This window comes from Micromonospora sp. AMSO1212t (assembly GCF_008868145.1).
In the GTDB taxonomy this organism is placed as follows: Bacteria; Actinomycetota; Actinomycetes; order Mycobacteriales; family Micromonosporaceae; genus Micromonospora; species Micromonospora tulbaghiae.
In genome coordinates, this window is record NZ_WBKS01000082.1 from 1 (window position 1) to 25,413 (window position 25,413).

The window sequence follows — 25,413 nt, forward strand, 5'->3', positions numbered from 1 at the left end:
AGATGTGTATAAGGGACAGGGGCCCCGGTAGATGAAGCCGGTGTAGAGCTGGAGCAGGGCGGCGCCGGCGTCGAACATGCGGCTGGCGTCGTCGGGGTGGAGGATGCCGCCCACCCCGATCACGGGCAGCCGTCCCCCGGTCTCCCGGTGCACGAAGGCGACCATCTCCCGGGCCCGGGCGGTCAGCGGCCGGCCGGACAGCCCGCCGGCCTCGGCGGCGCGCTCCCGGTCGGCCGGGGCGAGCCCGTCACGGGCGAGCGTGGTGTTGGTGGCGATGACCCCGGCCGCGCCCCGGTCGAGGCACACCTCCAGCAGCTCGGCCACGGCCGGCTCGGTCAGGTCCGGGGCGATCTTCACCAGCACCGGCTTCTCCCCCACCAGCGCGGCGAGCAGCGCGTCCAGATGGGACCGGTCCTGAAGCGACCGCAGACCCGGGGTGTTCGGTGAGGACACGTTCACCGCGAAGTAGTCGCCGTGCTCCTTGAGCGCCCGGTAGGAGGCGAGGTAGTCCTCGACCGCCTCGTCCAGCGGTGTCACCTTGGACTTGCCGAGCGAGATGCCCAGCGGCACGCCGAGCGGGCGCGGCAACGCGGCCAGCCGGTCCGCGAGCGCCGCCGCGCCCGCGTTGTTGAAGCCCATCCGGTTGATCACCGCTTCGCTGTCGCGCAGCCGGAACAGCCGGGGTCGGGGGTTGCCCGGCTGGGCGTGCGCGGTCACGGTGCCGACCTCGACGAAGCCGAAGCCCAGCGCCGGCCAGGCCGGCAACGCGAGTCCGTTCTTGTCCATGCCGGCCGCCAGTCCGACCGGGTTGGGGAAGCGCACCCCGAACACGGTGCGCGGCGCCGGCCGGAAGTACGCCGCCCGCAGCGCGGCGAGCACCGCCGGCTGCCGCGACACAGTGGCCAGCCGCGCCAGCGTCCACTCGTGCGCCCCCTCCGCGTCCCCGCCTGCGAGCGAGAACAGCCGGGGCCGCACCACCTTCTCGAAGATCACGCCCCACCCCCGCGTCCGGCCCACCCGGCCGGCCCGGCGATCATGAAGTTGGCGGCGATGTGGATCTCCAAATCCGCCGCCAACCTCATGATCGGCGCGTGGAGGCGCGGGGTCACTCGCCCGCCCGGAGGGCGGCGTGGAGGTCCTGGAGCGGGCGGACCTTGAGATCGCCCCGGATGCGGGCCTCGATGCCCATGACGGCCGCGGCGGCGCCGGGGACGGTGGTGACGCACGGGATGTCCACGCTCACCGCCGCGCTGCGGATCTCGTACCCGTCGGAACGGGCGCTCGCCCCGGAGCCCTGCGGCGTGTTCACCACCAGCGCCACGTCCCCGCCGAGGATCAGCGAGACCGCGTCCGCGCCCTCACCCGACTCGTAGTGCTTGCGGATCTGCTCGCAGGCGATGCCGTGCCGGCGCAGCACCTCGGCCGTGCCGGTGGTGGCCACGATCTCGAAGCCCAGGTCGGCCAGGCGCTTGATCGGGAAAATCATGCCCCGCTTGTCCCGGTTGGCGACCGAGACGAAGATCTTCCCGGCGGTCGGCAGCGACCCGTACGCTGCGGCCTGCGACTTGGCGAACGCCTGGCCGAAGCCGGTGTCGATGCCCATCACCTCGCCGGTGGACTTCATCTCCGGGCCGAGCAGCACGTCGATGCCCTTGCCGGACGGGGTGCGGAACCGCTTGAACGGCAGCACCGCCTCCTTGACCGCGATCGGCGCGTCGGCCGGCATGGTGCCGCCGTCGCCGGTGGGCGGCAGCATCCCCTCGTCGCGCAGCTGCGCGATGGTGGCGCCGAGCGCGATCCGGGCCGCCGCCTTCGCCAGCGGCACCGCCGTGGCCTTCGAGACGAACGGTACGGTCCGGGAGGCGCGCGGGTTGGCCTCCAGCACGTAGAGCATGTCGCCCTGCAACGCGTACTGGACGTTGAGCAGGCCGCGCACCCCGACGCCGCGGGCGATCTGCTCGGTGTAGTGCCGCACCTGGGCCAGGTGCGAGCCGGCCAGCGTGATCGGCGGCAGCGCGCAGGACGAGTCGCCGGAGTGGATGCCGGCCTCCTCGATGTGCTCCATCACGCCGCCCAGGTAGACGTCACCGTCGGCGTCCACGAGCGCGTCCACGTCGATCTCGATGGCGTCGTCCAGGAACCGGTCCACCAGCACCGGGCGGTCCGGCGAGATGGCGGTGGCCCGGCCGATGTAGTCGCGCAGCGTGGCGTCGTCGTACACGATCTCCATGCCGCGCCCGCCGAGTACGTACGAGGGGCGGACCAGGACCGGGTACCCGATCTCGTCGGCGATCGCCTTCGCCTCGTCGTACGAGGTGGCCATGCCGTGCGCGGGCGCGCGCAGCCCGGCCCGGGCCAGCACCGCGCCGAACGCGCCGCGCTCCTCGGCCAGGTGGATCGACTCCGGGGAGGTGCCGACGATCGGCACCCCGGCGTCCTTGAGCCGCTGCGCCAGGCCGAGCGGGGTCTGCCCGCCGAGCTGCACGATCACCCCGATCACGCCGGGGCCGCCCGCCTCCTTGCCGGAGGTGTCCTCGGCGTGCCAGACCTCCAGCACGTCCTCGAACGTCAGCGGCTCGAAGTAGAGCCGGTCGGCGGTGTCGTAGTCGGTGGAGACGGTCTCCGGGTTGCAGTTGACCATGACGGTCTCGTAGTCCACGTCCCGCAGCGCCTGGACGGCGTGCACGCACGAGTAGTCGAACTCGATGCCCTGCCCGATCCGGTTCGGCCCGGAGCCCAGGATGAGCACCTTCGGCCGGGCCGAGGGCGCCACCTCGGTCTCCGAGTCGTACGTCGAGTAGTGGTACGGCGTGGTCGCCTCGAACTCGGCCGCGCAGGTGTCCACCGTCTTGTAGACCGGCCGGACGCCGAGCCGGTGCCGCAGCGTGCGTACGCCGTCCTCGGCGGCCAGCTCGGGACGCAGCGCGGCGAGCTGCCGGTCGGACAGGCCGGCCCGCTTGGCCCGGCGCAGGAGGCCGGCGTCGAGCACCGGCGCGTCCACGATCTCGGCACGCAGCTCGACCAGCGAGGCGATCTGGTCCAGGAACCACGGGTCGATGCCGCCGGACGCCTCGGACACCTCGGCGATCGACGCGCCGAGGCGCAGCGCCCGCTCGACGGTGTAGAGCCGGCCGTCGTGCGGCGTCCGCAGCGCCGCCAGGGTGTTCTCCCGGGTCGCGCCCTGAGGGTCGGGGACGGTCCAGAAACCAGATGATTTGGTTTCCATCGAGCGCATCGCCTTGTTCAGCGCCTCGGTGAAGTTGCGGCCCAGGCTCATCGCCTCGCCGACCGACTTCATCGTGGTGGTCAGCTCCGGGTCCGCGCCGGGGAACTTCTCGAACGCGAACCGGGGGATCTTCACCACCACGTAGTCGAGCGTCGGCTCGAACGCGGCCGGCGTCTTCAGCGTGATGTCGTTCGGGATCTCGTCGAGCGTGTAACCGATGGCGAGCTTCGCGGCGATCTTCGCGATCGGGAAGCCGGTGGCCTTCGACGCCAGCGCCGAGGAGCGCGACACGCGCGGGTTCATCTCGATCACGACGATCCGGCCGTCGGCCGGGTTCACCGCGAACTGGATGTTGCAGCCGCCGGTGTCCACACCGACCTCGCGCAGCACCGCGATGCCGAGGTCACGCAGCCGCTGGTACTCCCGGTCGGTGAGCGTCATCGACGGGGCGACGGTGACGCTGTCGCCGGTGTGCACGCCCATCGGGTCGACGTTCTCGATCGAGCAGACCACCACCACGTTGTCGTGGCGGTCGCGCATCAGTTCGAGCTCGTACTCCTTCCAGCCGAGCACGCTCTCCTCGATGAGCACCTCGTGCACCGGGCTGGCCGCCAGGCCCGCGCCGGCGATGCGCTCCAGGTCCTCGTCGGTGTGCGCCATGCCGGAGCCGAGACCGCCCATGGTGAACGACGGCCGGATGACCACCGGCAGGCCCAGCTCGGTGACCGTCTCGCGGACCTCGTCCATCGAGTGGCAGACCCGTGATCGCGGCACCAGCGCGGACGGATCCTCCAGGCCCAGCCGTACGCCGGCCTTCGCGACGATCTCCTTGAACAGCTGCCGGTCCTCGCCCCGGTTGATCGCCTCGATGTTCGCGCCGATCAGCTCGACGCCGTACTTCTCCAGCACGCCCGCCTCGTGCAGGGCGACGGCGGTGTTCAGCGCGGTCTGCCCGCCGAGGGTCGGCAGCAGCGCATCGGGGCGCTCCTTGGCGATGACCAGCTCGACGAACTCCGGGGTGATCGGCTCGACGTACGTGGCGTCGGCGAACTCCGGATCCGTCATGATCGTCGCCGGGTTGGAGTTGACCAGGCTGACCCGGATCCCCTCGCTGCGCAGCACCCGGCAGGCCTGGGTGCCGGAGTAGTCGAACTCGCAGGCCTGTCCGATCACGATCGGCCCGGAGCCGATCACCAGGACGTGCTTGAGGTCGGTCCGCTTAGGCATTGTCGCGCCCCTCAGTCTGCTTCCGGTCGAGGCCGCCGCCCTCGCTCTGCTTCCGGTCGAGGCCGCCGCCCTCGATCAGCTCGGCGAAGCGGTCGAAGAGGTAGTCCGCGTCGTGCGGGCCGGCCGCCGCCTCCGGGTGGTACTGGACGGTGAAGGCGGGCACGTCCACGGCCCGCAGCCCCTCGACCACGTTGTCATTGAGGCAGACGTGTGACACCTGGACACCGCCGAACTCGGTCTGGATCACCTGATCCGGCACCACCGCGCCGTCCCCGGCGCCCGGCACCTGCACCGCGAAGCCGTGGTTGTGGCTGGTCACCTCGACCTTGCCGGTGGCCCGGTCGAGCACCGGCTGGTTGATGCCGCGGTGGCCGTACCCGAGCTTGTAGGTGCCGAAGCCGAGCGCCCGGCCGAGGATCTGGCTGCCGAAGCAGATGCCGAACAGCGGGATCCGCCGGGTCAGCACCTCCCGGGCCAGCGCCACCGGGCCGTCGGCGGTCGCCGGGTCACCCGGGCCGGGCGAGAAGAAGACCGCGTCCGCGCCGGTGGCGAGCAGGTCCTCGATCGTCGACCCGGCGGGCAGCACGTGGGTGGTGACGCCGCGGGCGGCGAGCCGCCGCGGCACGTTGCGCTTGATGCCCAGGTCCACCGCCGCCACCGTGAACCGGTGCTCGCCCTGCGCCTCGACGACGTACGGCTTGGCGGTGGTCACCTCGTCGGACAGGTTCGCGCCGACCATCTGCGGCGAGCGGCGCACCCGCTCCAGCAGGGCGGCCGGGTCGTCCTCGACGCTGGAGATGCCGACCCGCATCGCGCCGCGGTCGCGCAGGTGCCGGGTCAGCGCCCGGGTGTCCACCCCGCTGATGCCGACGACACCCTCGGCGGCGAGCCGGTCCTCCAGGCCGCCGCCGGCCCGCCAGTTCGAGCTGATCCGGGCCGGGTCGCGCACCACGTACCCGGCCACCCAGATCCGGTCGGACTCGTCGTCCTCGCCGTTGACGCCGGTGTTGCCGATGTGCGGCGCGGTCTGCACCACCACCTGCCGGTGGTACGAGGGATCGGTGAGCGTCTCCTGGTAGCCGGTCATGCCGGTGTTGAAGACGGCTTCGCCGAAGGTCTCTCCGACGCTGCCGTACGCCTCGCCGTGGAACGTGCGCCCGTCCTCCAGGACGAGGATCGCCGATCTACGCTTCACCATCACCGGGCCCGCCTTTCGTTCGCGACTGCGGGACTCCGCTCCGCTGCATTCCTCGCGCTCACTTGACAGCCTTTCCGTCCAGGACCGTCGGCTCGCCGCGCAGGAAGGTCGCCACGATGCGACCCGGCAGCGTCATGCGGGCGTACGGGGTGTTGCGACTACGGCTGGCCAGCTCCGCGGGTTCGATGACGCGGCGGGCGGCCGGGTCGACCAGGGTCAGGTTGGCCGGTACGCCGGGCGCCGGGTCGAGGCCGTGCCCGGCCAGCCCGGCGATCCGGGCCGGCGTGCGGGACATCCGCTCGGCGATCAGGTCCCAGCGGGGGCCGAACACGTCGAGCGCGATCGACAGCGCCGTCTCCAGACCGAGCATGCCCGGCCGGGCGTACGCCCACTCGCACTCCTTGTCCTCCACGGCGTGCGGCGCGTGGTCGGTGGCGATGATGTCGATCACGCCCTCGGCCAGCGCCTCCCGCAGCGCGGCGATGTCGGCGGCGGTACGCAGCGGCGGGTTGACCTTGAAGACGGGGTCGTAGCTCTCCGCCTTGGCGTCGGTCAGCAGCAGGTGGTGCGGCGTCACCTCGGCGGTGACGCGTACCCCGCGCGCCTTGGCCTGACGCAGCACCTCGACGCTGCCGGCGGTGGAGACGTGGCAGACGTGCAGGCGGCTGCCGACGTGCTCGGCCAGCAGCACGTCCCGGGCGATGATCGCCTCCTCGGCGACGGCCGGCCAGCCGGTCAGGCCGAGGCGGGTGGACACCTCGCCCTCGTGCATCTGCGCGCCCTCGGTCAGCCGGGGCTCCTCGGCGTGCTGGGCGATCACGCCGTCGAACGCCTTGACGTACTCCAGCGCCCGGCGCATCAGCCGCGGGTCCGACACGCAGTGCCCGTCGTCGGAGAAGATCCGCACCCCGGCCGCCGAGTCGGCCATCGCGCCCAGCTCGGCCAGGCGCTCGCCGGCCAGCCCGACCGTGACCGCCCCGATCGGCTGCACGTCGACCAGGCCGGCCTCCCGGCCGAGGCGCCAGACCTGCTCCACCACACCGGCGGTGTCGGCGACCGGCGAGGTGTTCGCCATCGCGCACACCGCCGTGTAGCCGCCGAGCGCCGCCGCCCGGGAACCGGACTCGACCGTCTCGGCGTCCTCCCGGCCGGGCTCGCGCAGGTGAGTGTGCAGGTCGACCAGGCCGGGCAGCGCGACCAGGCCGGTCGCGTCGATGACTGTGGCGCCGTCCGCGGCGAGCCCGCGGCCCGTCCCGGCCACCACGCCGTCGCGGATGAGCAGGTCGGTCGGCTCGCCGCCGACCACACTGACGCCTGTGATGAGGTACGCGGTCACCGGTTGTTCCCTCCGAGCAGCAGGTAGAGCACGGCCATCCGCACGGAGACCCCGTTGGCGACCTGTTCGACGATGGTGGAGCGGGGCGAGTCGGCCACCTCGGGCGTGATCTCCATCCCCCGGTTCATCGGGCCGGGGTGCATGACGATCGCGTGCCCGGGCAGCCGGCGCATGCGCGGCCCGTCGAGCCCGTAGCGGCGGGCGTACTCCCGGGCGGACGGGAAGTAGGAGTCACCCATCCGCTCGCGCTGCACCCGCAGCATCATCACCACGTCCACATCTGGGAGAACGGCGTCGAGGTCGTAACAGACGTCGGTGCCGGGCGCCAGGGCGGCGGCGATGTCGACCGGGATGAGCGTGGGCGGGCCGACCAGTGTGACCTTCGCGCCGAGCGTGGACAGCAGCAGCACGTTGGAGCGGGCCACCCGGGAGTGCAGCACGTCGCCGACGATCGCCACGTGCAGGCCGTCGAGGCGGCCCAGCCGGGACCGCATCGTGTACGCGTCGAGCAGCGCCTGGGTGGGGTGCTCGTGGGTGCCGTCACCGGCGTTGACCACCGACCCGTCCACCCATTCGGCGAGCCGGTGCGGGGCGCCGGAGGCGGGGTGCCGGACGACCACCGCGTCCGCGCCCATGGCCTGGAGCGTCAGCGCGGTGTCCTTCAGGCTCTCGCCCTTGGCCACGCTGGAGCCCTTGGCGGAAAAGTTGATCACGTCGGCGCTGAGTCGCTTGGCGGCCGCCTCGAACGAGATCCGGGTGCGGGTGGAGTCCTCGTAGAAGAGGTTGACCACGGTGCGCCCGCGCAGCGCGGGCAGCTTCTTGACCTCGCGGCCGGCCACCGTCGCCATCTCCGCGGCCGTGTCCAGGACCAGGGTGGCGGTGCCGGCGTCCAGGTCGGCGCCGGAGAGCAGGTGCCGGATCATGAGAGGGAGCCTCCGTACAGCCGTACCTCGTCGGTGCCGTCGGTCTCGGCGAGGGTGACCTTGACGTTCTCGGCCAGCGCGGTGGGGATGTTCTTGCCGACGTAGTCGGCGCGGATCGGCAGCTGCCGGTGGCCGCGGTCGACGAGGACCGCGAGCTGCACGGACGCCGGCCGGCCGACGTCGCTGAGCGCGTCCAGCGCGGCCCGCACGGTGCGGCCGGAGAACAGCACGTCGTCGACGAGGATCACCCGCTTGCCGTCGATCCCGCCGGGCGGCAGGTCGGTCGGGCCGACCGCGCGGGTGGCGTGCCGGCGCAGGTCGTCGCGGTAGAGCGTGATGTCGAGCACGCCGACCGGGACTGTGACGTCCTCGAAGGTGCTGATCCGGTCCGCGAGGCGGTGGGCCAGCGGCACGCCCCGGGTGGGGATGCCGAGCAGCACGGTGTCGGCGGCGCCCTGGGTCTTCTCCAGAATCTGGTGGGCGATGCGGTCGACCACCCGCGACACGTCCGCTGCGGCGAGGATCACCTTCACCGAGGGTTGTCGCGGCGGCGACGAGTGGGCAGCCGGTGGGTAGGCCACGGCGGACCTCCTTCCCCGCCTCACGGGACGGGTCGTTAAAGGACGTCTGGTCGGCTCCGGCAGGCCCGCGCGGGGCCCGGACCGGGGCTTCACGCCACGTTACCAGCGGTCACCGGGCCGCCCACCGCCGGTCCTGACCTGCTGGTCAGCCCGGAGAAATGGGGACAAGCCACACGTGGGTGCCGGACCCGGTGGACGGCAACACTTGACCACATGTCGCAATCCCCGTACCGTCACGCTCCGTAGCGATAGCTCGGGGAACCCGAACAGCACTGGGAGTGTCCGAATGCCCTCTGAATACGCCAAGTCGCTGGGCGCCCGCCTGCGCTCCATCCGCCAGCAGCAGGGTCTGTCCCTGCAGGGGGTGGAGGAGAAGTCGAACGGGCGGTGGAAGGCCGTGGTGGTCGGCTCGTACGAGCGCGGCGACCGCGCCGTCACCGTGTCCCGCCTGGCGGAGCTGGCCGACTTCTACCGCGTTCCCGTCTCGGAGCTGCTGCCCGACGGCAGCGGGGTGCGTCACGAGCCCACCAGCAAGATCGTGCTGGACCTGGAGCGGCTCTACGACGAGGCCTCCGAGGACCTCGCGTACGTGGCCCGCTACGCGCGCGCCATCCAGCAGCAGCGCGGCGACTACAACGGCCGGGTGCTCTCGATCCGCGCCGACGACCTGCGCGCCCTCGCGATCGTCTACGACGCCTCGCCGTCGGGCCTGATCGAGCGGCTGACCGAGCACGGCGTGCTGGTCGCCGACCCCCGGGCGTTCTTCGCGTCCTGACACCCCCGTACGACGAGAAGGGCCCGTGCCGGCTGGCACGGGCCCTTCGTCGTTCCGGCGCGCGTCAGCGCGTGGCGTACTCGGCGATCCGGCCGAGGATGCCGTTGAGGAAGCGGGGCGAGTCGTCGGTCGACATCTGCCGGGCCAGCTCCACGGCCTCGCTGATCGCCACGGCGTCGTCGATCTCGTCGACGTAGAGCAGCTCGTACACGGCGATCCGGGCCAGGTTGCGGTCGACCACGGGCATCCGCTCCAGCGTCCACCCCTCGGCGTAGCTGGCGATCGTCTCGTCGATCCGGTCGAGGTGCGCCGCCACGCCCTCGACCAGCCCGACCGCGTAGCCGAGGTGGTCGGGGCGCGGCTGCTCGATCCGTTCCAGATAACCGGCGAGCACCTCGACCGGCGGGCGGTCCCGCAGGTCGGCCTCGAAGAGCACGTCCAGCGCCCGCTTGCGCGCCTTGCGACGCGCCGGCATCTGCTGCTTGGGGCCCTCGGCCATCAGGCTCGGCCGAGGTAACGGCCGTCGCGGGTGTCGACCTTGATCTTCTCACCGGTGGTGATGAACAGCGGCACCTGCACGGTCGCGCCCGTCTCGACGGTGGCCGGCTTGTTGCCGCCGGTCGACCGGTCGCCCTGAAGGCCCGGCTCGGTGTAGGTGATCTCGAGCACGACCGAGGTCGGCAGCTCGATGTACAGCGGCACGCTCTCGTGGGTGGCGACTGTCGCCTCGGCCTCGGGGAGGAGGTAGTTGGCGGCCTCGCCGACGGTGGCGCCGGGGACGGTGATCTGGTCGAACGTCTCCAGATCCATGAAGACGTAGTCCTCGCCGTCGGCGTAGAGGTATTGCATGGTGCGCTTGTCGACGGTCGCGGTCTCGACCTTGGTGCCCGCGTTGAAGGTCTTGTCGACCACCTTGCCGGACAGCACGTTCTTCAGCGTGGTGCGCACGAAGGCACCACCCTTACCGGGCTTGACGTGCTGGAACTCGACGACGGCCCACAGCTCGCCGTCCAGGTTGAGTACCAGGCCGTTCTTCAGGTCGTTGGTGGTGGCCATTTCCTGCCTTGATCATCAATTGGCGGACAGACCGTCCAAGTCTACTCGCTCTGTCGAATCGGACTCGCGCCACGGAACGGACCCCGCGCGAGCGCCGCCGAGCGGGACCGGCTCAGGCGCCTGCGGCCGACCGGGCGGCCACGTGGTGCAGCGCCAGCCGGTAGCCGTCCACGCCCAGGCCGCAGATCACCCCGGTGGCCACCGCGGAGACCACCGAGTGGTGCCGGAACTCCTCCCGGGCGTGGATGTTGGAGATGTGCACCTCGACCAGCGGGCCGCGCAGCATGGCGCAGGCGTCCCGCACCGCGATCGAGTAGTGCGACCAGGCGGCCGGGTTGAGCACCACCGCGGCCTGTTCGTCGGCCGCCTCGTGCAGCCAGGCGAGCATCTCGTGCTCGGCGTCGGTCTGCCGGACCACCACGTCCAGGCCCAGCTCCCGGCCGTGCCGCTCGCAGTCGGCCACGAGCTGGGCGTAGCTGGTCACCCCGTACACGTCGACCTGACGGGTGCCGAGCCGGCCCAGGTTCGGCCCGTTCAGCACGTACACCCTCACGAGCTGATCTCCTCGTACGCGGCGGCGAGCAGGTCGTCCGGCGGCGCCTCCAGGATCGCCGGGCGGGCCAGTCCGTCGAGCACCACGAACCGCAGCCGGCTGCCCCGGGCCTTCTTGTCCACCCGCATCGCGGCCAGCAGATCGGGCCAGGCGTCGGCCCGGTAGCCGGTGGGCAGGCCGAGCGCGGTCAGCACCCGGCGGTGCCGCTCCGCGTCGGCCGCGTCGAGCCGACCGGCGAGCCGGGCCAGCGTGGCGGCGTAGACCAGGCCGACCGCCACCGCGTGGCCGTGCCGCCAGCGGTAGCCCTCCACCTTCTCGATCGCGTGCGCCAGCGTGTGCCCGTAGTTGAGCACCTCGCGTACCCCGGATTCGCGCAGGTCCCCGGCGACCACGTCGGCCTTCACGCGGACCGCGCGCTCGACCAGTTCCCGCAGCACCGGCCCGGCCGGGTCCAGCGCGGCGGCCGGATCCCGCTCGACCAGGTCGAGGATGACCGGGTCGGCGATGAACCCGCACTTGACCACCTCGGCCATCCCGGCGGCCAGGTCGGCCGGGGGCAGGCTGTCCAGCGTCGCCAGGTCGGCCAGCACTCCGGCCGGCGGGTGGAACGCGCCGACCAGGTTCTTGCCGGCGGCCGTGTTGATGCCGGTCTTGCCGCCCACGGCGGCGTCGACCATGCCGAGCAGCGACGTCGCGACCGGCACCCAGCGCACGCCGCGCAGCCACGTGGCCGCGACGAACCCGGCCAGGTCGGTGACCGCGCCGCCGCCCACCCCGACCACCGCGTCGGTACGGGTGAACCCGGCGTCGCCGAGCCGGTCCCAGCAGGCCGCCGCCACGTCGACGTGCTTGCCCGCCTCCGCGTCCGGCACCTCGATCAGCAGCGGTGTCACGCCGCCCTCGCGGACCGCGTCGGCGAGCGTGTCGGCGAGCGCCTTGAGCGGCGGCGCGTGCAGGAAGGCCACCCGCTCGGCGCCGGGCAGCAGCCGGGGCGGCGGGGCCAGCAGGTCACGTCCCACCAGCACGTCGTACGGCCGCTCGCCGCCGACCGGGATCCGGGTCACCTCGTCCATCGCGGGCAGCCTAGTCCAGCGCGCCGCCCCCGCGCGGCCGTTGTCCACTGGCTGGGTGTTTGCCCGGCCGCACGGCGGGTAGGGCGGCCGGAATGAGTGAGACGACGGCACACAAGACCCGGCCGGAGACGGCCACGAGCATCCGGCTGCCCGCCACGATCCTCGGCGTCGGGCTCGGCGGCTTCGTCGACGGCATCGTCCTGCACCAGGTCCTCCAGTGGCACCACCTGCTCAGCAGCACCGGCAGCGACCGCATCGGCGTCCGGGAGTACCCGGTGGACACCGTGCCCGGGTTGCAGATGAACACGCTCTGGGACGGCCTGTTCCACGTGGTCACCTGGGTGGCGGTGCTGACCGGCCTGGCCCTGCTCTACTCCCGTGTCACACACTCCCGGGGCCGGCTGTGGCGCTCGCCGATGCTGTGGGGCTGGGCGCTCATCGGCTGGGGCCTGTTCAACCTGGTCGAGGGCATCATCGACCATCACCTGCTCGGCATCCACCATGTGCGCAGCGGCCCGAACCAGCTCTGGTGGGACCTCGGGTTCCTCGCCCTCGGCGTGGTGCTGATCGCTGTGGGCTGGGCGATCCAGCGCCGCGCCCGCGCGGTCGACCTCTGCGCGCCGGAGCGCCGGTGACAGTGGCCCACGCCGGGCACACCGCCGGTGGCTTCCCGGCGACCGCGCTGATCCCGGTGGCGTTGTTCTGGGTGTACCTGGCCGCCGCGCTGCGGCTGCGCGACCCGGGCGGACCGGGCTGGGCGCACGCCCGCACGGCGAGCTTCGGGCTGGGCGCGCTGCTGCTGACGGCCGGGCTGCTGTGGCCGGCCGGTGACTTCGTCGGACACATGTGGCAGCACCTGCTGATCGGCATGCTGGCGCCGCTGGCGCTGGTGCTCGGCGCCCCGGTCACACTGCTGCTGCGCACGCTGGACCGGCGTACCGGCCGGAGGCTGGTACACCTGCTGCGGCACCCGGTCGCGCGGGTGCTCGGCCACCCGGTGACCGGGCTGCTGCTCACCGCGGGCGGGCTCTGGCTGCTCTACCTCACCCCGCTGTACCGGGCCACGCTGGACAGCCCGGTCCTGCACACACTGGTGAACCTGCACTTCCTGCTCAGCGGCTGCCTGTTCGCCTGGTCGATCGCCGGTCCGGACCCGGGCCCGCACCGCCCCCGCGTACCGGTGCGGCTGGTGGTGATCGGCGTCGGGGTGGCCGCGCACGCCACCATCGCCCAGCTGCTCTACGCCGGGCTGTTCGTGGACGTGCCCGCCACCGCCGCCGAGCTGCGGGCCGGCGCCACGCTCATGTACTACCTCGGCGACCTGGCCGAGATCGCGCTGGCGCTGGCGCTGCTCGCCACCTGGCGACCGGAGCGGAGCCCTCGCCGCCGGGCGCGGAGCTCTCGCCGCCGGGCCGGACGCCGGACGGCCGGGACCGCTGCGGCCAACGCCTGACCGTCCACCTCGCGCCGGCACGCCGTCTCACTCGCCCATGGCGTTCCACCCACCGGCGGCATGCACGCCGACTGGAACGCCACGGGTGCCACAACGCCCGGGAGACACCCACGGCGTTCCACGGAGGGAGCCGGGCGCAGCCGGGCGGGGTGGGTCAGGGCTTGAGCAGCGCGGCGATCTCCGCCGCCAGCTCCTGCGGCGTACGCCCGTCGGTGACCACGGTCGCGGTCGCCACCTCGGCGTAGAGCGGGCGGCGCTGGTCCATCAGGTGCTTGAGCGTGGCGCGCGGGTTCAGCGCGAGCAGCGGCCGGCCGGCGCCGAGACCGACCCGCTTGAGCGCGTCCGGCAGCTCCACCGACAGGTGCACCACCGTGTGGCCGATCAGCGCGGCCCGGTTCTCCTCGGCCAGGACCGCGCCGCCGCCGAGCGCGAGCACGCCCGCGTGCGACGCGAGCGCCGCCGCCACGGCGGCCCGTTCGAGGGTACGGAAGTGCTCCTCCCCCTCGTCCACGAAGATCTCCGGGATCGGCTTGCCGGCGAGGTTCTCGATGTCGGCGTCGGTGTCCCGGAAGCCGACGCCGAGCGCCTCGGCGAGCGCCGTGCCGACTGTGGTCTTGCCGGAGCCGGGCGCACCGACCAGCACACAGACCGGCCGGGTGCTCATCGTTGCCACCTTTCGTTCGCGACTGCGGGACTCCGCTGCGCTGCGTTCCTCGCGCTCACCGGACGACCAGACTGTCGAGGTAGCCGGCCAGGTTGCGGCGCATCTCGGCGACCGAGTCGCCGCCGAACTTCTCCACCGCCGCCTCGGCCAGCACCAGCGCGACCATCGCCTCGGCCACCACCGCCGCCGCCGGGACCGCGCACACGTCGGAGCGCTGGTTGATCGCGGTGGCCGGCTCGCCGGTGGTCACGTCGATCGTCGCGAGGGCCCGGTTCAGCGACGAGATCGGCTTCATGGCCGCCTTCACCCGCAGCGGCTCACCGGTGGTGATGCCGCCCTCCAGGCCACCGGCCCGGTCGGTGATCCGCCGCACGCCGGTGGCGGTGGGCACGATCTCGTCGTGCGCCTCGGAGCCGCGCGAGCGGGCCTGCTGCCAGCCGTCGCCGATCTCCACGCCCTTGATCGCCTGGATCGACATGAGTGCGGTGGCGAGGCGGGCGTCGAGCTTGCGGTCCCACTGCACGTGGCTGCCCAGGCCCGGCGGTACCCCGTACGCGAGCACCTCGACCACGCCGCCGAGCGTGTCGGCGGCCTTCTTCGCGGCGTCGACCTCGGCGACCATCCGGGCGCTGGCCTCGGCGTCGAGGCAGCGCAGCGGGTCGGCGTCGATGCGCGCGGCGTCCTCCGGCGTGGGCCGCAGACCCGGCTTGACCGCCACCGGCCCCAGCTCGACCACGTGCGAGACGATCTCCACGCCGAGCGCCTGGCGCACGAGCGCCTTGGCGACGGTGCCCACAGCGACCCGGGCCGCGGTCTCCCGGGCGCTGGCGCGCTCCAGGATCGGCCGGGCGTCGGTGTGCCCGTACTTCTGCATGCCGGCCAGGTCGGCGTGCCCCGGGCGGGGACGGGTCAGCGGCGCGTTGCGGGCCTGGCTCGCCAGCTCCTCCGGGTCGACCGGGTCGGCGGCCATCACGGTGCGCCACTTGGGCCACTCGGAGTTGCCGACCCGGATCGCGACGGGGCTGCCGAGCGTCACGCCGTGCCGGAGCCCGCCGATGATCTCGATCTCGTCCTGCTCGAACGCCATCCGGGCGCCCCGGCCGTAGCCGAGCCGGCGCCGGGCCAGCTCGCCGGAGATCTCCCCGGTGGTCACCTCGATGCCGGCGGGTACGCCCTCCAGCATCGCGACGAGGGCGGGTCCGTGCGATTCACCTGCAGTCAGCCAGCGCAACACGACGGTCAGTCTGTCACGCCCGGTGGTCACCGGCGTACGCCGCCCGCCGCGTCCCGCCCTGCGGACGGGCCCGTCCGCGCACCGGTCACACCGGTCCGGCGCCGACCCGTTCCCGTGCCAGGGCGTCGGCCATCGCGGCGCGTGGCGCGGCGACGCCGGTGAACTGCTCGAACTGGCCGAACGCCTGGGCCAGCAGCAGGTCCAGCCCGGAGACGACCCGGCATCCGGCGGCGAGCGCCGCCGCCGCCAACGGCGTGGGCCACGGGTCGTAGACGACGTCGAAGAAGACGGACTCCGGCCGCCAGTCGAAGTTGTCCGCGAGGGGGTCGGCGACGCCCTTGGGAACTGTGGAGATCACCAGGTCGGCGCGGGCGTGGGCCGGCGCGCCGTCCCACTCGGCGCCGGCGAGCGGCACCCCGGCCGCCTCCGCGACCGGGCGCATCTCGTCGACCGCCTCGGGGCGGCGGGCCACCACTGTCACCTCGGCCGCCCCGATCCGGGCCGCCGCCGCGATCGCGGCCCGGGCGGTGCCGCCCGCGCCGAGCACGGTGACGACCGCCCCGGCCACGCAGCCGGCGCCGGTGAGCACTTCGACCATGCCGGTGACGTCGGTGTTGTCCGCGTACCACGTGCCGTCGGGCCGGCGTACCAGCGTGTTGGCGGCGCCGACGGCGGCGGCGACCGGCGAGACCTCGTCGGCCAGCGCGAGCGCCGCCTCCTTGCCGGGCATGGTCACCGACAGCCCGGCCCACTCCGGGCCGAGGCCCGCGACCAGGCCGGGCAGGTCGTCGGCACCGGCTTCGATCCGGGTGTACGACCAGCCGGTCAGCCCGGCCGCCGCATACCCGGCGGTGTGGATCACCGGGGAGAGCGAGTGGGCGATCGGCTTGCCGACAACAGCGGCGCGGCGGGCAGCCGAAATGTGCACAGCCTCTGTCCCCCGAGTGACGTCGTGCCTAGAGAACGCCGTTCTCCTTGGCCTTCTCGATGTTGCGCTCATGCTCGGCGTTCGTCGTCGCGAAGGCCGAGTGTCCCTGCTTGTCGATGGCGACGAAGAAGAGCCACTTCTCGTTCGGCGGGTTCAGCGCCCCCTCCAGGGCCTGCTTCCCCGGGTTGTTGATGGGAGTCGGGGGCAGACCCGGGCGGGCGTGGGTGCTGTACGGGTTCTTCTCGTCGTACAGCTCCTCTCTGCGCATGTCCTTCGACGCCTTTGTCGGCTTGCCGGTCAGCTCCCAGTAGTAGTTGACCGACACGTCGAACTGCAGACAGCTGCAGGGGAAGTTGCCGCTGTAGACCCGGTTGTAGGCGACGCGGGCGATCTTGCCGAGGTCGTCCTTGTTGCCCGCCTCCGCCTGCGAGAGCGACGCCACGATGAGCACCTCGTACGGGCTGATGCCGCCGCGGTTCGCCTGCACGTTCTCGGCGAACTTCAGGTTCCCGGTGACGGTGAGGAAGTTGTCCACCATCAGCTTGAGCACGGTCTCGGCGGTGGCCTTCGGCGGGATCTCGTAGGTGTCGGGGAACAGGAATCCCTCGATTGACGGCTTGAGCTTCTTGCCGTCGGAGCGCTTGAACCACCAGTCCGGTACGCCGAGCGCCTCCGGGTCCTTCGCCGCGGCCTCGAAGTCCTTGACCGGGATGTCGGTCTTCTCGGACAGCCGCTTGTAGACCGTCTTCGCGGTGAGGCCCTCGGGGATGGTGATCCCGTTGACGATCTTGTTCTTGAGGTCCAGCAGCGCCACGACCGCCGCGTCACCGCTCATCTGCTTGCGCAGCTTGTACGTGCCGGGCTGGATGTTCTTGCTGCGCGAGTTCTCCTCGGCGGCCTCGATGAACGCCTTGGTGCTCTTCACCACGTCGACGGCGACGAGCGCGTCGGCCATGTCGGCGATCAGCGCGCCCTGCTTGATCTCGACGGTAACCTCGCCGGTGCCGGAGCCGTCGTAGTCGGGGGTGACGAAGTAGTTCTGGACCCGGTCGAAGCCGTAGAACGCGCCGCCGCCGATGCCGCCCAGCAGGACCAGCGCGAGCGCGAGTGCGAGGAGGGTCTTGCCCCGGCCGCCGCCGGACTTGCCCTGGCGTCGGCGCACCGCGCCGCGCCGGTGCCGGCCCTTCTCCCCCCTGTCCGGCTCGTCGAACCCCAGATCAAGATCGTCGATCATTGCGTCCGCCTCCGCTGTGCGTCCAGCCAGCTCTGCAGAATCTCCACCGCGGCGGCCTGGTCGACCACCGCTCGTTGGCGCTTTCCCCGGACGCCCCGTTCGGCCAGCCTACGACTCGCGACGACGGTAGACATCCTCTCGTCCGTCAGCGTCACCGGAATCGGCCTCATTACATCAGCCAAACGGCTGGCATATGCTGATACGTTCACCGCCGCGGGGCCGTGTTTTCCGGCGAGGTTGACCGGCAGCCCGACCACGATCCCCACCGCCTCGTGCTCGGCGGCGAGCCGGACCAGCTCGGCCATGTCGGCGGGCACCGCGTCCGGTTCGGCGGTCAGGTCGCGGGCCAGCGTCACCAGCGGCGTGGCGAGAATGCCGTGCGGATCACAACGCGCCACCCCCACCCGGACCTGGCCGACGTCGACACCCAGCCGGACGCCACGGGACAGCTCGCTCACGAGCGGACACCTCCCCGCCGGTACGGGCCAGGGCGGACCGGGTGGTCCGCCCTGGCGTCGATCGTTGCGCTCATGCCGTGCCGGCTGGGCATGCCCTCACGGCCCTCGCTCCGCTCGGTGCGTTCGCTCATGCCGTGCCGGCTGGGCATGCCCTCACGGCCCTCGCTCCGCTCGGTGCGTTCGCTCATGCCGCGTCGGCGACCGCCCGCTCGACGGTGACCAGCAGGTTCGGCGCCTCCGTCGCGGGCAGCCCGCCGCCCTGGGCCAGGTCGTCGCTGCCGCCGCCCCGGCCGGAGAACGCGGCCTTGACCAGGTCCTTCGCGCTGAGGTTCCGTCCCCGGGCGGCCTGGTTGACGGCCACCACGAGCGACGCCTTGCCGTTGGCCCGGGCGGCCACCGCCACCACCGCCGGGCGGGCCGCGTCGATCCGGCCCCGGATCTCCTGGGCGAGGGTCCGCACGTCGTTGGCCGCAGCGCCCTCCGGCGCCTCGGTGCCGACATACGCGACGCCGCGCACGTCCTTCGCCTGCGCCGCCAGGGCACCGGCCCCGCCGAGCACGAGCTGCGCGCGCAGCTTCTCCAGCTCCTTCTCCGCGTCGCGCAGCTGGGTGACGGTCTGCTCCACCCGGTCGGCCACCTGCTCCCCCGGCACCCGGAACAGCTCGGCCAGCCGGGACACCAGCAGGTGCTCGCGGGCCAGGAAGCCGAACGCGTCCATGCCGACGAGCGCCTCGATCCGGCGTACCCCGGAACCCACCGACGCCTCGGAGAGGACCTTCACCAGGCCGAGCTGGGCGGAGCGGGCCACGTGCGTGCCGCCGCACAGCTCACGGGCGTAGTCGCCGACCTCGACGACCCGGACCCGCTCGCCGTACTTCTCGCCGAACAGCGCCATCGCCCCGATCCGGCGGGCCTCCTCCTGGCTGGTGACGAACGCGTGCACCTCCAGGTCGGCCAGCAGCACCTCGTTGACCTGCTGCTCGACGTCGTGCAGCACGCTCGGCGCCACACCCGTCGGGGTGTTGAAGTCGAACCGCAGCCGGCCCGGCGCGTTGAGCGAACCCGCCTGGGTCGCCGACTCGCCGAGGAAGTTGCGCATCGTCTGGTGCACCAGGTGCGTCGCGGTGTGCGAGCGGGAGATCGCCCGACGGCGGGACACGTCGATCTCGGCGTACCCGGTCTCCCCGGAACGCACCTCGCCGCGCACCACCTTGGCCCGGTGCACGATCAGGCCGGGCACCGGCTGCTGCACGTCGAAGACCTCGACCTGGCCGCCGCCGACGGTGATGAGCCCCTGGTCGGGCTGCTGCCCACCGCCCTCGGCGTAGAACGGGGTGGTGTCGAGCACCAGCTCGATCGTGTCGCCCTCGACCGCCGCGGAGATCGCGGCGCCGCCGGACAGCAGCGCGCGTACCCGGGACTCCCGGCTCAGCTCGGTGTAGCCGGTGAACTCCACCGGACCGCCGCCGTCGAGCACCGACCGGTACGCCGACACGTCGGTGTGCCCGGTCTTGCGCGCCTGCGCGTCGGCCTTGGCCCGGCTGCGCTGGTCGGCCATCAGCCGGCGGAAGCCCTCCGCGTCGACCTGCAAGCCCTGCTCGGCGGCGATCTCCAGGGTCAGGTCGATCGGGAAGCCGTACGTGTCGTGCAGCTGGAACGCCTTGTCACCGGAGAGCGCCGCCTTGCCGGCCGACTTGGTCTCGGCGATGGCGGTGTCCAGGATCGTGGTGCCGGCGCGCAGCGTGGCCAGGAACGCGTCCTCCTCGGCGTACGCGTACTGGGAGATCCGGCCGAAGTCCTCGGCCAGCTCCGGGTACGACGGCGCCATGCAGTCGCGGGCCACCGGCAGCAGCTCCGGCAGCGCCCGCTCCTGGTAGCCCAGCAGCCGCACCGCCCGGATCGCCCGCCGCATGATGCGGCGCAGCACGTAGCCCCGGCCCTCGTTCGACGGGGTCACGCCGTCGCCGATGAGCATCAGCGAGGTGCGCACGTGGTCGGCGATCACCCGGAGCCGCACGTCGTCCGGGTGCGACTCGTTCGCCGCGTGACCGGAGTGCACGCCGTAGCGCTTGCCGGTCAGCTCGGCGGCCCGGTCCAGGATCGGCTTGACCTCGTCGATCTCGTAGAGGTTGTCCACGCCCTGCAGCAGCGAGGCCATCCGCTCCAGGCCCATGCCGGTGTCGATGTTCTTCGCCGGCAGGTCGCCGAGGATCGGGAAGTCCTCCTTGCCGACGCCCGGACCGCGCTCGAACTGCATGAAGACGAGGTTCCAGAACTCCAGGTAGCGGTCCTCGTCGACCTCCGGGCCGCCCTCGCGGCCGTAGGCCGGGCCCCGGTCGTAGTACAGCTCGGAGCACGGGCCGCACGGGCCGGGGATGCCCATCGACCAGAAGTTGTCGGCCTTGCCGCGGCGCACGATCCGCTCGGCCGGCACGCCGGTGGCGCGCCAGATGTCGTACGCCTCGTCGTCGTCCAGGTAGACGGTGGCCCAGATCCGCTCCGGGTCCAGCCCGAAGCCGCCCGCCTCGACCGGCTTGGTGGCCAGGTCCCAGGCGAGCGGGATCGCACCGGACTTGAAGTAGTCACCGAAGGAGAAGTTGCCGTTCATCTGGAAGAACGTGCCGTGCCGGCTGGTCTTGCCGACCTCGTCGATGTCCGGCGTCCGGATGCACTTCTGCACGCTCGTCGCCCGCGCGTACGGCGGGGTCTGCTGGCCCAGGAAGTAGGGCACGAACTGCACCATGCCCGCGTTGATGAACAGCAGGTTCGGGTCGCTGATGGCGGGCAGCGGAGCGGACGGCACCACGGTGTGCCCGTTCGCCTCGAAGTGGGCGAGGAACCGCCGCTTGATCTCCGCCGTCTTCATCGCTGGTGGTCCTCCGGGAAAATCTCTCGGTCGCCGATCCGCGGGTCCTCCCGCAGCTCGGCGAACTGGTCGTCGTACACCTCGCCGCGGGCGAAGGCCTCGTGGATCTCCTGCTCACGCTCGGCCATGCCGACCCGGACGTCGTCCACGAACGCCCGCAGCGACTCGACCAGACCGCCGGCGGACTCGGACAGCCCGCTGGCGATGCCGGCCGGGGTGTACGCCTGCGCGGTCCGGGTGGCCTTGCGCACCACCAGGACGCCAACGGCCAGCCCGATGCCCAGCCAGAACAACCGCCTCATGTTCTCATCCTTCCCGCGTACGCCGGTCGGGGTCAGCGGTTGCCGCGCTTGGCGGCGCGACGCTGCTGCTTGATGGTGTCGCGCACCTCGCGCTCGGTCTCGGCGTGCCGGCGGGCGGAGGCGGCCCGGCGCACGCCGTACCCGAACGCGGCCACCTTGACCAGCGGGTTCGCCGCGGCGGCGGAGACCACGGTGGCCAGGTTCGCCACGTTCGCGGTGACGTTCTGCGCGTGGCTGGTCATGGTGTCCACCTTGGCGAGCTGGAGGTTCACCCCGTCCAGCGAGGTCTGCACCTGCTCCAGCGCCACGTTGACGTTCTTCACCGTGGTGTTCACGTCGCCGAGCAGCGGCGCGGTGCGCTCGTTCACGTCGGTGATCATGCGGGTCGTCGCGTCCACGGTGTGCCGCAGCCGCAGGATCGGCACCGCCAGCACGAGCACCAGCATCAGGAACGCGCCGGCCGCGATCAGCGCAGCGATCTCTCCACCACTCACGCGAAAGTCCTCCTCAAGCAGTGTCCCGGGACCCGACGCCCCGGAACGCGCGACCGTACCTACCCACTTCGCGCCACGCCGACCCGGTCACCGGGCGCGGACGGGCGTGCCAGCCCCAGACCCTACCGTCCGTGATGAAAGTCGGCTCACGACGGTGAGGGGGTCGCCTCGCCCAGCGGGTCGTCGGTCAGGGTCGGGTACGGATCCTCACCGGTGAGTGACGGATCGGTGGTCGGTGTCGGGCCGGTGCGCTCGTCGTCGATCGCGTTGCGCACCTTCACCGACACCAACGAGCCGGTGCACTCCGCCGCTGCGGGCGTGGCCGGTGCGGTCGGCGCGGGCGCCCCGTCCACCGGCGGGGGCGTGCAGGTGCGGTCGCGTACCCACAGGTCGAGCGTCAGTTCGTCCCGGCGCCAGCAGGTGTAGCTACCAGGGACCTTCTCGTCCGGGCAGCGGTCGACCTTCCAGCGCCGCCACCCGTCCCCGGTCAGCGCCTTCTCGTAGACCGCGACGGTCTCCTTCCACCCCTGCTCCGACTCGACGGAACGTTCACGCAGGCGGCAGTCCTGGAGGCACCAGCGGCTGCCGCTGACGTTGTCGACGGTGTTGCTCTGCGCCCAGGCGGGCACGGCGAGCGCGTCGAGGGTGTCGAAGACCGGGTCGCGGCTGAGCGTCCGCATCCCGAAGTACAGCGGCACCGCGCCGAGCAGCACGAGGCTGACCAGGGCGAGGATGCCCAGCCGCAGCCGGGTGCGCTCGCGCATCTGCCGGCGCAGCTCGGACCGGGCGCCGCGCAGGCCCCCGGCCTCCGCGCCGCTGTCGTCCGGTCCGGGACCGCCGGGCCGTGGCGCGCCGCCCGCTGCGGGCCGTGGCCCCGCGGGCTCCCCCGGGGGTACGACCACAGCCGCCCGGGCCGCCGCCGGTGTCGCCGCGTTGCCCGGTCCGGGCCGGCCCGGCTCCGGTCCGGGTGGTGTCGCACGTCCGGTGGTCCGCTCGTCGGGCGCGACCGGGCGGGCCACACCGGCTGCCGCGCGGGCGGTCACCGGCGCACCGGGCGGCACCGGGCCGTCGCCGGCCGGCCCTCGGGTGCCGGGTGCCATCGGCGGACGAGGCCCGGCGCCAGGCCGGGTGTCGTCGGGGCGGGCCACCCCGCGCCCCTCGCCACCGGGTCCGGCCGGACCGCCACCGGGGCGGCCGGACCCGACCGCCGTCCCACCGGTGCGATCGACGTCGCCACGCGGACCGGGACCGGCCGGACCCGTCGGGCCGCCACCGGGGCGGCCACCGCCGGCTGGAATCCCGCCCGTGCGATCGAGGTCGCCGCGCGGACCGGGACCGGCCGGACCTGTCGGAGCACCACCGGGACGGCCACCACCCGCGGGAACCCCGCCGGTGCGATCGAGGTCGCCACGCGGACCGGGACCGGCCGGACCGGGAACGGACGCGACACCGGGGCGGGCCGCGCCGCGGGCCGGACCGGGCCTACCGGGCGTCGGGTCGGACGGCTGGGGCCTGGCCGGGGGCACGACCGCGCCGGGCTGGTCGGGGCGGATCGCCGGTTCGGCGCGCGGCGGTACATCGGGGCCGGGCTGTCCGGGGCGCGGAGACGGCGTACCCGGCTCGGGACGCACCGGCGGGACCGCGACGCCCGCCCGGCCGGCGGGCCCGCCGGGACGACCGGACGGCTCCTCGGCCGGAGGGCCGGCCGGGCGGCGGGTGACCGGCATGGCCGGGTCGGTGTGCGACGTGCGACCGGCCTGCCGCAGCCAGTCGGCGGGCCGGTCGGGCCGTTGCGGCCGCGGCTCACCGGTGTCGTCGCGGGCGGCCCGGCGACCGGGCGCCTCGGCGCCGGCGCCGGGACCGACCGGCTCGTCGGGCACGGACCGCCGACCGCCGGCTGCATCGGGCGCGGACCGCCGACCGCCGGGTACGTCGGGTGCGGCACCGCGGCCGGCGGGCGCGCCGCGGCGGCCGGCAGGCGGGTTCGGACCGGTCGCCGGAGTGCCGGACACGGGCGCGCCCGGCAGGTCCGGCGCGTTTCCGCTGCGCGGGACGACCGGGGGACGCTCCGGGGTGGCCCGCCGGCCGGTGCCCGGCGTGGGCCCGGCTGCGGATCCGCCGCCGGGCGCGGGCACATGGTGGCCGCCGGTGGGCTCGTCGTGCCGGGCGCGTCGCCCGCCACCGGAGACCGGGGCGGCGTCCGGAACAGCCCGTCCGGCCGGCCCGCCGGGTACGGCCCCTTCCGGCGCGGCGCGACGGCCCGCACCGGAGACGGGACGGGTTCCGGGCGGTACGTCGTCGGCACGGGCACGGCGGCCCGCACCGGAGACCGGCTGGGTGCCGGGTGCCACGTCGTCGGGCCGTGCCCGGCGTGCTCCACCGGGGACCGGCTGGACGGCGTCGGTGTCCTCGGCGCGGGCACGGCGGGCACCGCCGGAGACCGGCTGGATGCCGGCGGTGTCGTCCGCCCGGGCGCGTCGGCCACCCGACGGCGGCGGGATCGTCGGATCGGCCTGGTGCGGGACCTCGGGTCCGGCTCCGTGCCGGCCGCGGGGCGTCGGCGGTACGCGGGTGTCGCCGTCGGCGGGTGGCCGGCCCGGGTCGGCCGGTGCGCGGCCGGGTGGAGCGGGCGGGACGCGGGTGCCGGCGACGGGCGGCTGCTGGCCGGTGGGGCCGTCCACGCGGCGGCGGTACGGCGCGTCGGCCGGACGGGGAGCCTCGGGCACGCCGGGCCACGGACCGTCGGCGGGGCGGCGCGGGGCGCCGGCTTCGGGGCCGCCGGGCCAAGGGCCGTCACCGGCCCGGCGCGGGGCACCGGTCTCGGGACCGCCGGTGCGCACCGGCGGCGCGGCCGGACCGGGCGTGTCGGGGCGGCGCATGACCGGCGGACGCGGACCGGGCCGGCCACCACCGGGCGGCGTCTCCGGGCCGGGGCGGCCACCGCCGGAGGGCGCGTCCACAACCGGCGGGCGGACCCCCGGCGGCGTGTCCGCGGCCGGACGCCCGGGAGCCGGGGGCATGTCCACTCCGGGTCGGCCGGACGGCGGGGCGGTGTCCACGCGGGACCGTCCGGCTGGCGGAGGCGTGTCCACGCCCGGTCGACCGGGAGCCGGGGGCAGGTCGGTACCGGGACGCCCGGTGACCGGTCCGCCGGGACGCCCGGCGGCCGGGGGCGCAGCCGGACCGGGGCGGCCGGTCACGGGTGGCATCGTCGGGTCGGTGCGGCCGACCGGAGCGGGCCCGCCCGGATGGGACCGGCCGGGAGCCTGCGGCGCGGCGGCCGGCGGCGGAACCGGCCGGCCGGGAGCCTGCGGCGCGCCCGCCGACGGAGTGCCGGGCCGGCCGGCGGGCGAAGGCGGCGGAACCGGCTGACCGGTCGAGGGCGGCTGGGCCCCCGGCGCCGGCGGCCGCGGAGCCTGCCGGGCGGCCGGCGGCACGCCGGGACCCGGACCGGGCGCGGCGGCCGGGCGGGGTGGCCGGGCGGGCTCGCCGTCCGGCCAGGACGGGTCGGCGCCGGGACGCGGCGCGGGGACGCCCCCGTCCGGTCCGAGTTCACCGCCCTGCTGCTTGGCGGTACGCAGGTCGTCGATCCAGCCGAGTTCCTCGCCGACGACAGTCGGGTCGAGCTCGGGCTCGGGCCGGCCGCGCCCCCACCGGCGGCCCTTGCCGCGCGGGTCGCGCCGCTCGTCGGGGCCGTCCGCCGGCCGCTCCGGACCACGCGCCATCACTACTGACCCCCCTCGGCGGCGTCCCTGCCGCCCTCACTCGCCCCGCTCGCCTGCTCGCCGCCCCCCACCCGGGCCCCGTCCGCGGCCCCCGGGGCGCCGGCCCC

23 protein-coding genes are annotated in these 25,413 nt (G+C 73.8%); 3 read left to right on the forward strand and 20 right to left on the reverse strand.

All coding sequences use genetic code 11. The features are described from left to right. From F8279_RS19750 to pyrR, 6 genes are all read right to left on the reverse strand, one after another. Window positions 1-993 (reverse strand): quinone-dependent dihydroorotate dehydrogenase (locus tag F8279_RS19750; protein WP_151500717.1); only part of this gene is annotated, 993 nt, incomplete at its 3' end. 112 nt (window positions 994-1,105) lie between these two features. After that, on the reverse strand, window positions 1,106-4,453 hold the full coding sequence (gene carB / locus F8279_RS19755; RefSeq protein ID WP_091424322.1) for a carbamoyl-phosphate synthase large subunit: 3,348 nt from the start codon (window positions 4,451-4,453) through the stop codon (window positions 1,106-1,108). Then, window positions 4,446-5,648, reverse strand: a complete 1,203-nt coding sequence (carA, locus tag F8279_RS19760; protein ID WP_175438811.1) for a glutamine-hydrolyzing carbamoyl-phosphate synthase small subunit — start codon at window positions 5,646-5,648, stop codon at window positions 4,446-4,448. The genes carB and carA overlap by 8 nt, the downstream gene beginning before the upstream one ends. Window positions 5,649-5,709: 61 nt before the next feature. Continuing rightward, window positions 5,710-6,987, reverse strand: a complete 1,278-nt coding sequence (locus tag F8279_RS19765; RefSeq protein ID WP_091424319.1) for a dihydroorotase — start codon at window positions 6,985-6,987, stop codon at window positions 5,710-5,712. Beyond that, window positions 6,984-7,910 carry an aspartate carbamoyltransferase catalytic subunit gene (locus F8279_RS19770; RefSeq protein WP_091424316.1) on the reverse strand — a complete coding sequence of 309 codons (927 nt, stop codon included), beginning with the start codon at window positions 7,908-7,910 and terminating at the stop codon, window positions 6,984-6,986. Before F8279_RS19770 ends, F8279_RS19765 begins: the two co-directional genes overlap by 4 nt. Continuing rightward, entirely contained in the window at window positions 7,907-8,491 is a 585-nt protein-coding gene (gene pyrR, locus F8279_RS19775; protein ID WP_151500718.1) for a bifunctional pyr operon transcriptional regulator/uracil phosphoribosyltransferase PyrR, read from the reverse strand. The genes F8279_RS19770 and pyrR overlap by 4 nt, the downstream gene beginning before the upstream one ends. Window positions 8,492-8,777: 286 nt before the next feature. Between pyrR and F8279_RS19780 the strand changes: the two genes are divergently transcribed. Next, a complete protein-coding gene (locus tag F8279_RS19780) occupies window positions 8,778-9,266 on the forward strand; it encodes a transcriptional regulator (protein ID WP_013285505.1) in 489 nt (162 codons plus the stop codon). A 64-nt stretch (window positions 9,267-9,330) separates the two neighbouring features. Here the strand turns inward: F8279_RS19780 and nusB are convergent, their stop codons facing one another. The 4 genes from nusB to aroB form a co-directional block, all read right to left on the reverse strand. After that, complete coding sequence (gene nusB, locus F8279_RS19785) at window positions 9,331-9,741, reverse strand: transcription antitermination factor NusB (protein ID WP_174361785.1); 411 nt, start codon at window positions 9,739-9,741, stop codon at window positions 9,331-9,333. 23 nt (window positions 9,742-9,764) lie between these two features. Then, the gene (gene efp, locus F8279_RS19790; protein WP_091424312.1) at window positions 9,765-10,322 is read right to left on the reverse strand and encodes an elongation factor P; all 558 of its coding nucleotides are present in this window, start codon (window positions 10,320-10,322) and stop codon (window positions 9,765-9,767) included. A gap of 112 nt (window positions 10,323-10,434) precedes the next feature. Then, a complete protein-coding gene (aroQ, locus tag F8279_RS19795; protein WP_091424309.1) occupies window positions 10,435-10,875 on the reverse strand; it encodes a type II 3-dehydroquinate dehydratase in 441 nt (146 codons plus the stop codon). Beyond that, complete coding sequence (gene aroB / locus F8279_RS19800) at window positions 10,872-11,948, reverse strand: 3-dehydroquinate synthase (protein ID WP_151500719.1); 1,077 nt, start codon at window positions 11,946-11,948, stop codon at window positions 10,872-10,874. Before aroB ends, aroQ begins: the two co-directional genes overlap by 4 nt. Window positions 11,949-12,040: 92 nt before the next feature. Here aroB and F8279_RS19805 point away from each other — a divergent pair, with 92 nt between their 5' ends. Further along, entirely contained in the window at window positions 12,041-12,583 is a 543-nt protein-coding gene (locus tag F8279_RS19805) for a DUF2243 domain-containing protein (protein WP_151500720.1), read from the forward strand. Then, window positions 12,580-13,401 (forward strand): cytochrome c oxidase assembly protein, encoded by an 822-nt coding sequence (locus F8279_RS19810; protein ID WP_151500721.1) that lies wholly within the window; start codon window positions 12,580-12,582, stop codon window positions 13,399-13,401. The genes F8279_RS19805 and F8279_RS19810 overlap by 4 nt, the downstream gene beginning before the upstream one ends. Window positions 13,402-13,555: 154 nt before the next feature. On the opposite strand, the gene F8279_RS19815 is transcribed toward F8279_RS19810, so the two are convergent. From F8279_RS19815 to F8279_RS30980, 10 genes are all read right to left on the reverse strand, one after another. Beyond that, window positions 13,556-14,065, reverse strand: coding sequence for a shikimate kinase (locus tag F8279_RS19815; RefSeq protein ID WP_091424298.1), 510 nt, complete (start codon window positions 14,063-14,065; stop codon window positions 13,556-13,558). A 55-nt stretch (window positions 14,066-14,120) separates the two neighbouring features. Next, the gene (aroC, locus tag F8279_RS19820) at window positions 14,121-15,299 is read right to left on the reverse strand and encodes a chorismate synthase (protein ID WP_151500722.1); all 1,179 of its coding nucleotides are present in this window, start codon (window positions 15,297-15,299) and stop codon (window positions 14,121-14,123) included. An 85-nt stretch (window positions 15,300-15,384) separates the two neighbouring features. After that, complete coding sequence (locus tag F8279_RS19825; RefSeq protein WP_151500727.1) at window positions 15,385-16,221, reverse strand: shikimate dehydrogenase; 837 nt, start codon at window positions 16,219-16,221, stop codon at window positions 15,385-15,387. Window positions 16,222-16,255: 34 nt separating this feature from the next. Continuing rightward, window positions 16,256-17,461, reverse strand: a complete 1,206-nt coding sequence (gene mltG / locus F8279_RS19830; protein ID WP_151500723.1) for an endolytic transglycosylase MltG — start codon at window positions 17,459-17,461, stop codon at window positions 16,256-16,258. Further along, entirely contained in the window at window positions 17,458-17,919 is a 462-nt protein-coding gene (gene ruvX / locus F8279_RS19835; protein ID WP_151500724.1) for a Holliday junction resolvase RuvX, read from the reverse strand. The genes mltG and ruvX overlap by 4 nt, the downstream gene beginning before the upstream one ends. Then, entirely contained in the window at window positions 17,916-18,107 is a 192-nt protein-coding gene (locus F8279_RS19840; RefSeq protein ID WP_151500725.1) for a hypothetical protein, read from the reverse strand. The genes ruvX and F8279_RS19840 overlap by 4 nt, the downstream gene beginning before the upstream one ends. After that, window positions 18,104-20,785: an alanine--tRNA ligase gene (gene alaS / locus F8279_RS19845; protein WP_151500726.1), complete on the reverse strand. Its 2,682-nt coding sequence runs from the start codon at window positions 20,783-20,785 to the stop codon at window positions 18,104-18,106. The genes F8279_RS19840 and alaS overlap by 4 nt, the downstream gene beginning before the upstream one ends. Further along, window positions 20,782-21,087 carry a hypothetical protein gene (locus F8279_RS19850; RefSeq protein WP_013285491.1) on the reverse strand — a complete coding sequence of 102 codons (306 nt, stop codon included), beginning with the start codon at window positions 21,085-21,087 and terminating at the stop codon, window positions 20,782-20,784. The genes alaS and F8279_RS19850 overlap by 4 nt, the downstream gene beginning before the upstream one ends. A 32-nt stretch (window positions 21,088-21,119) precedes the next feature. Continuing rightward, on the reverse strand, window positions 21,120-21,581 hold the full coding sequence (locus tag F8279_RS19855) for a DUF948 domain-containing protein (RefSeq protein ID WP_013285490.1): 462 nt from the start codon (window positions 21,579-21,581) through the stop codon (window positions 21,120-21,122). A 146-nt stretch (window positions 21,582-21,727) separates the two neighbouring features. Then, the gene (locus F8279_RS30980; RefSeq protein ID WP_091424570.1) at window positions 21,728-22,345 is read right to left on the reverse strand and encodes a hypothetical protein; all 618 of its coding nucleotides are present in this window, start codon (window positions 22,343-22,345) and stop codon (window positions 21,728-21,730) included. Window positions 22,346-25,413 lie beyond the last annotated feature (3,068 nt).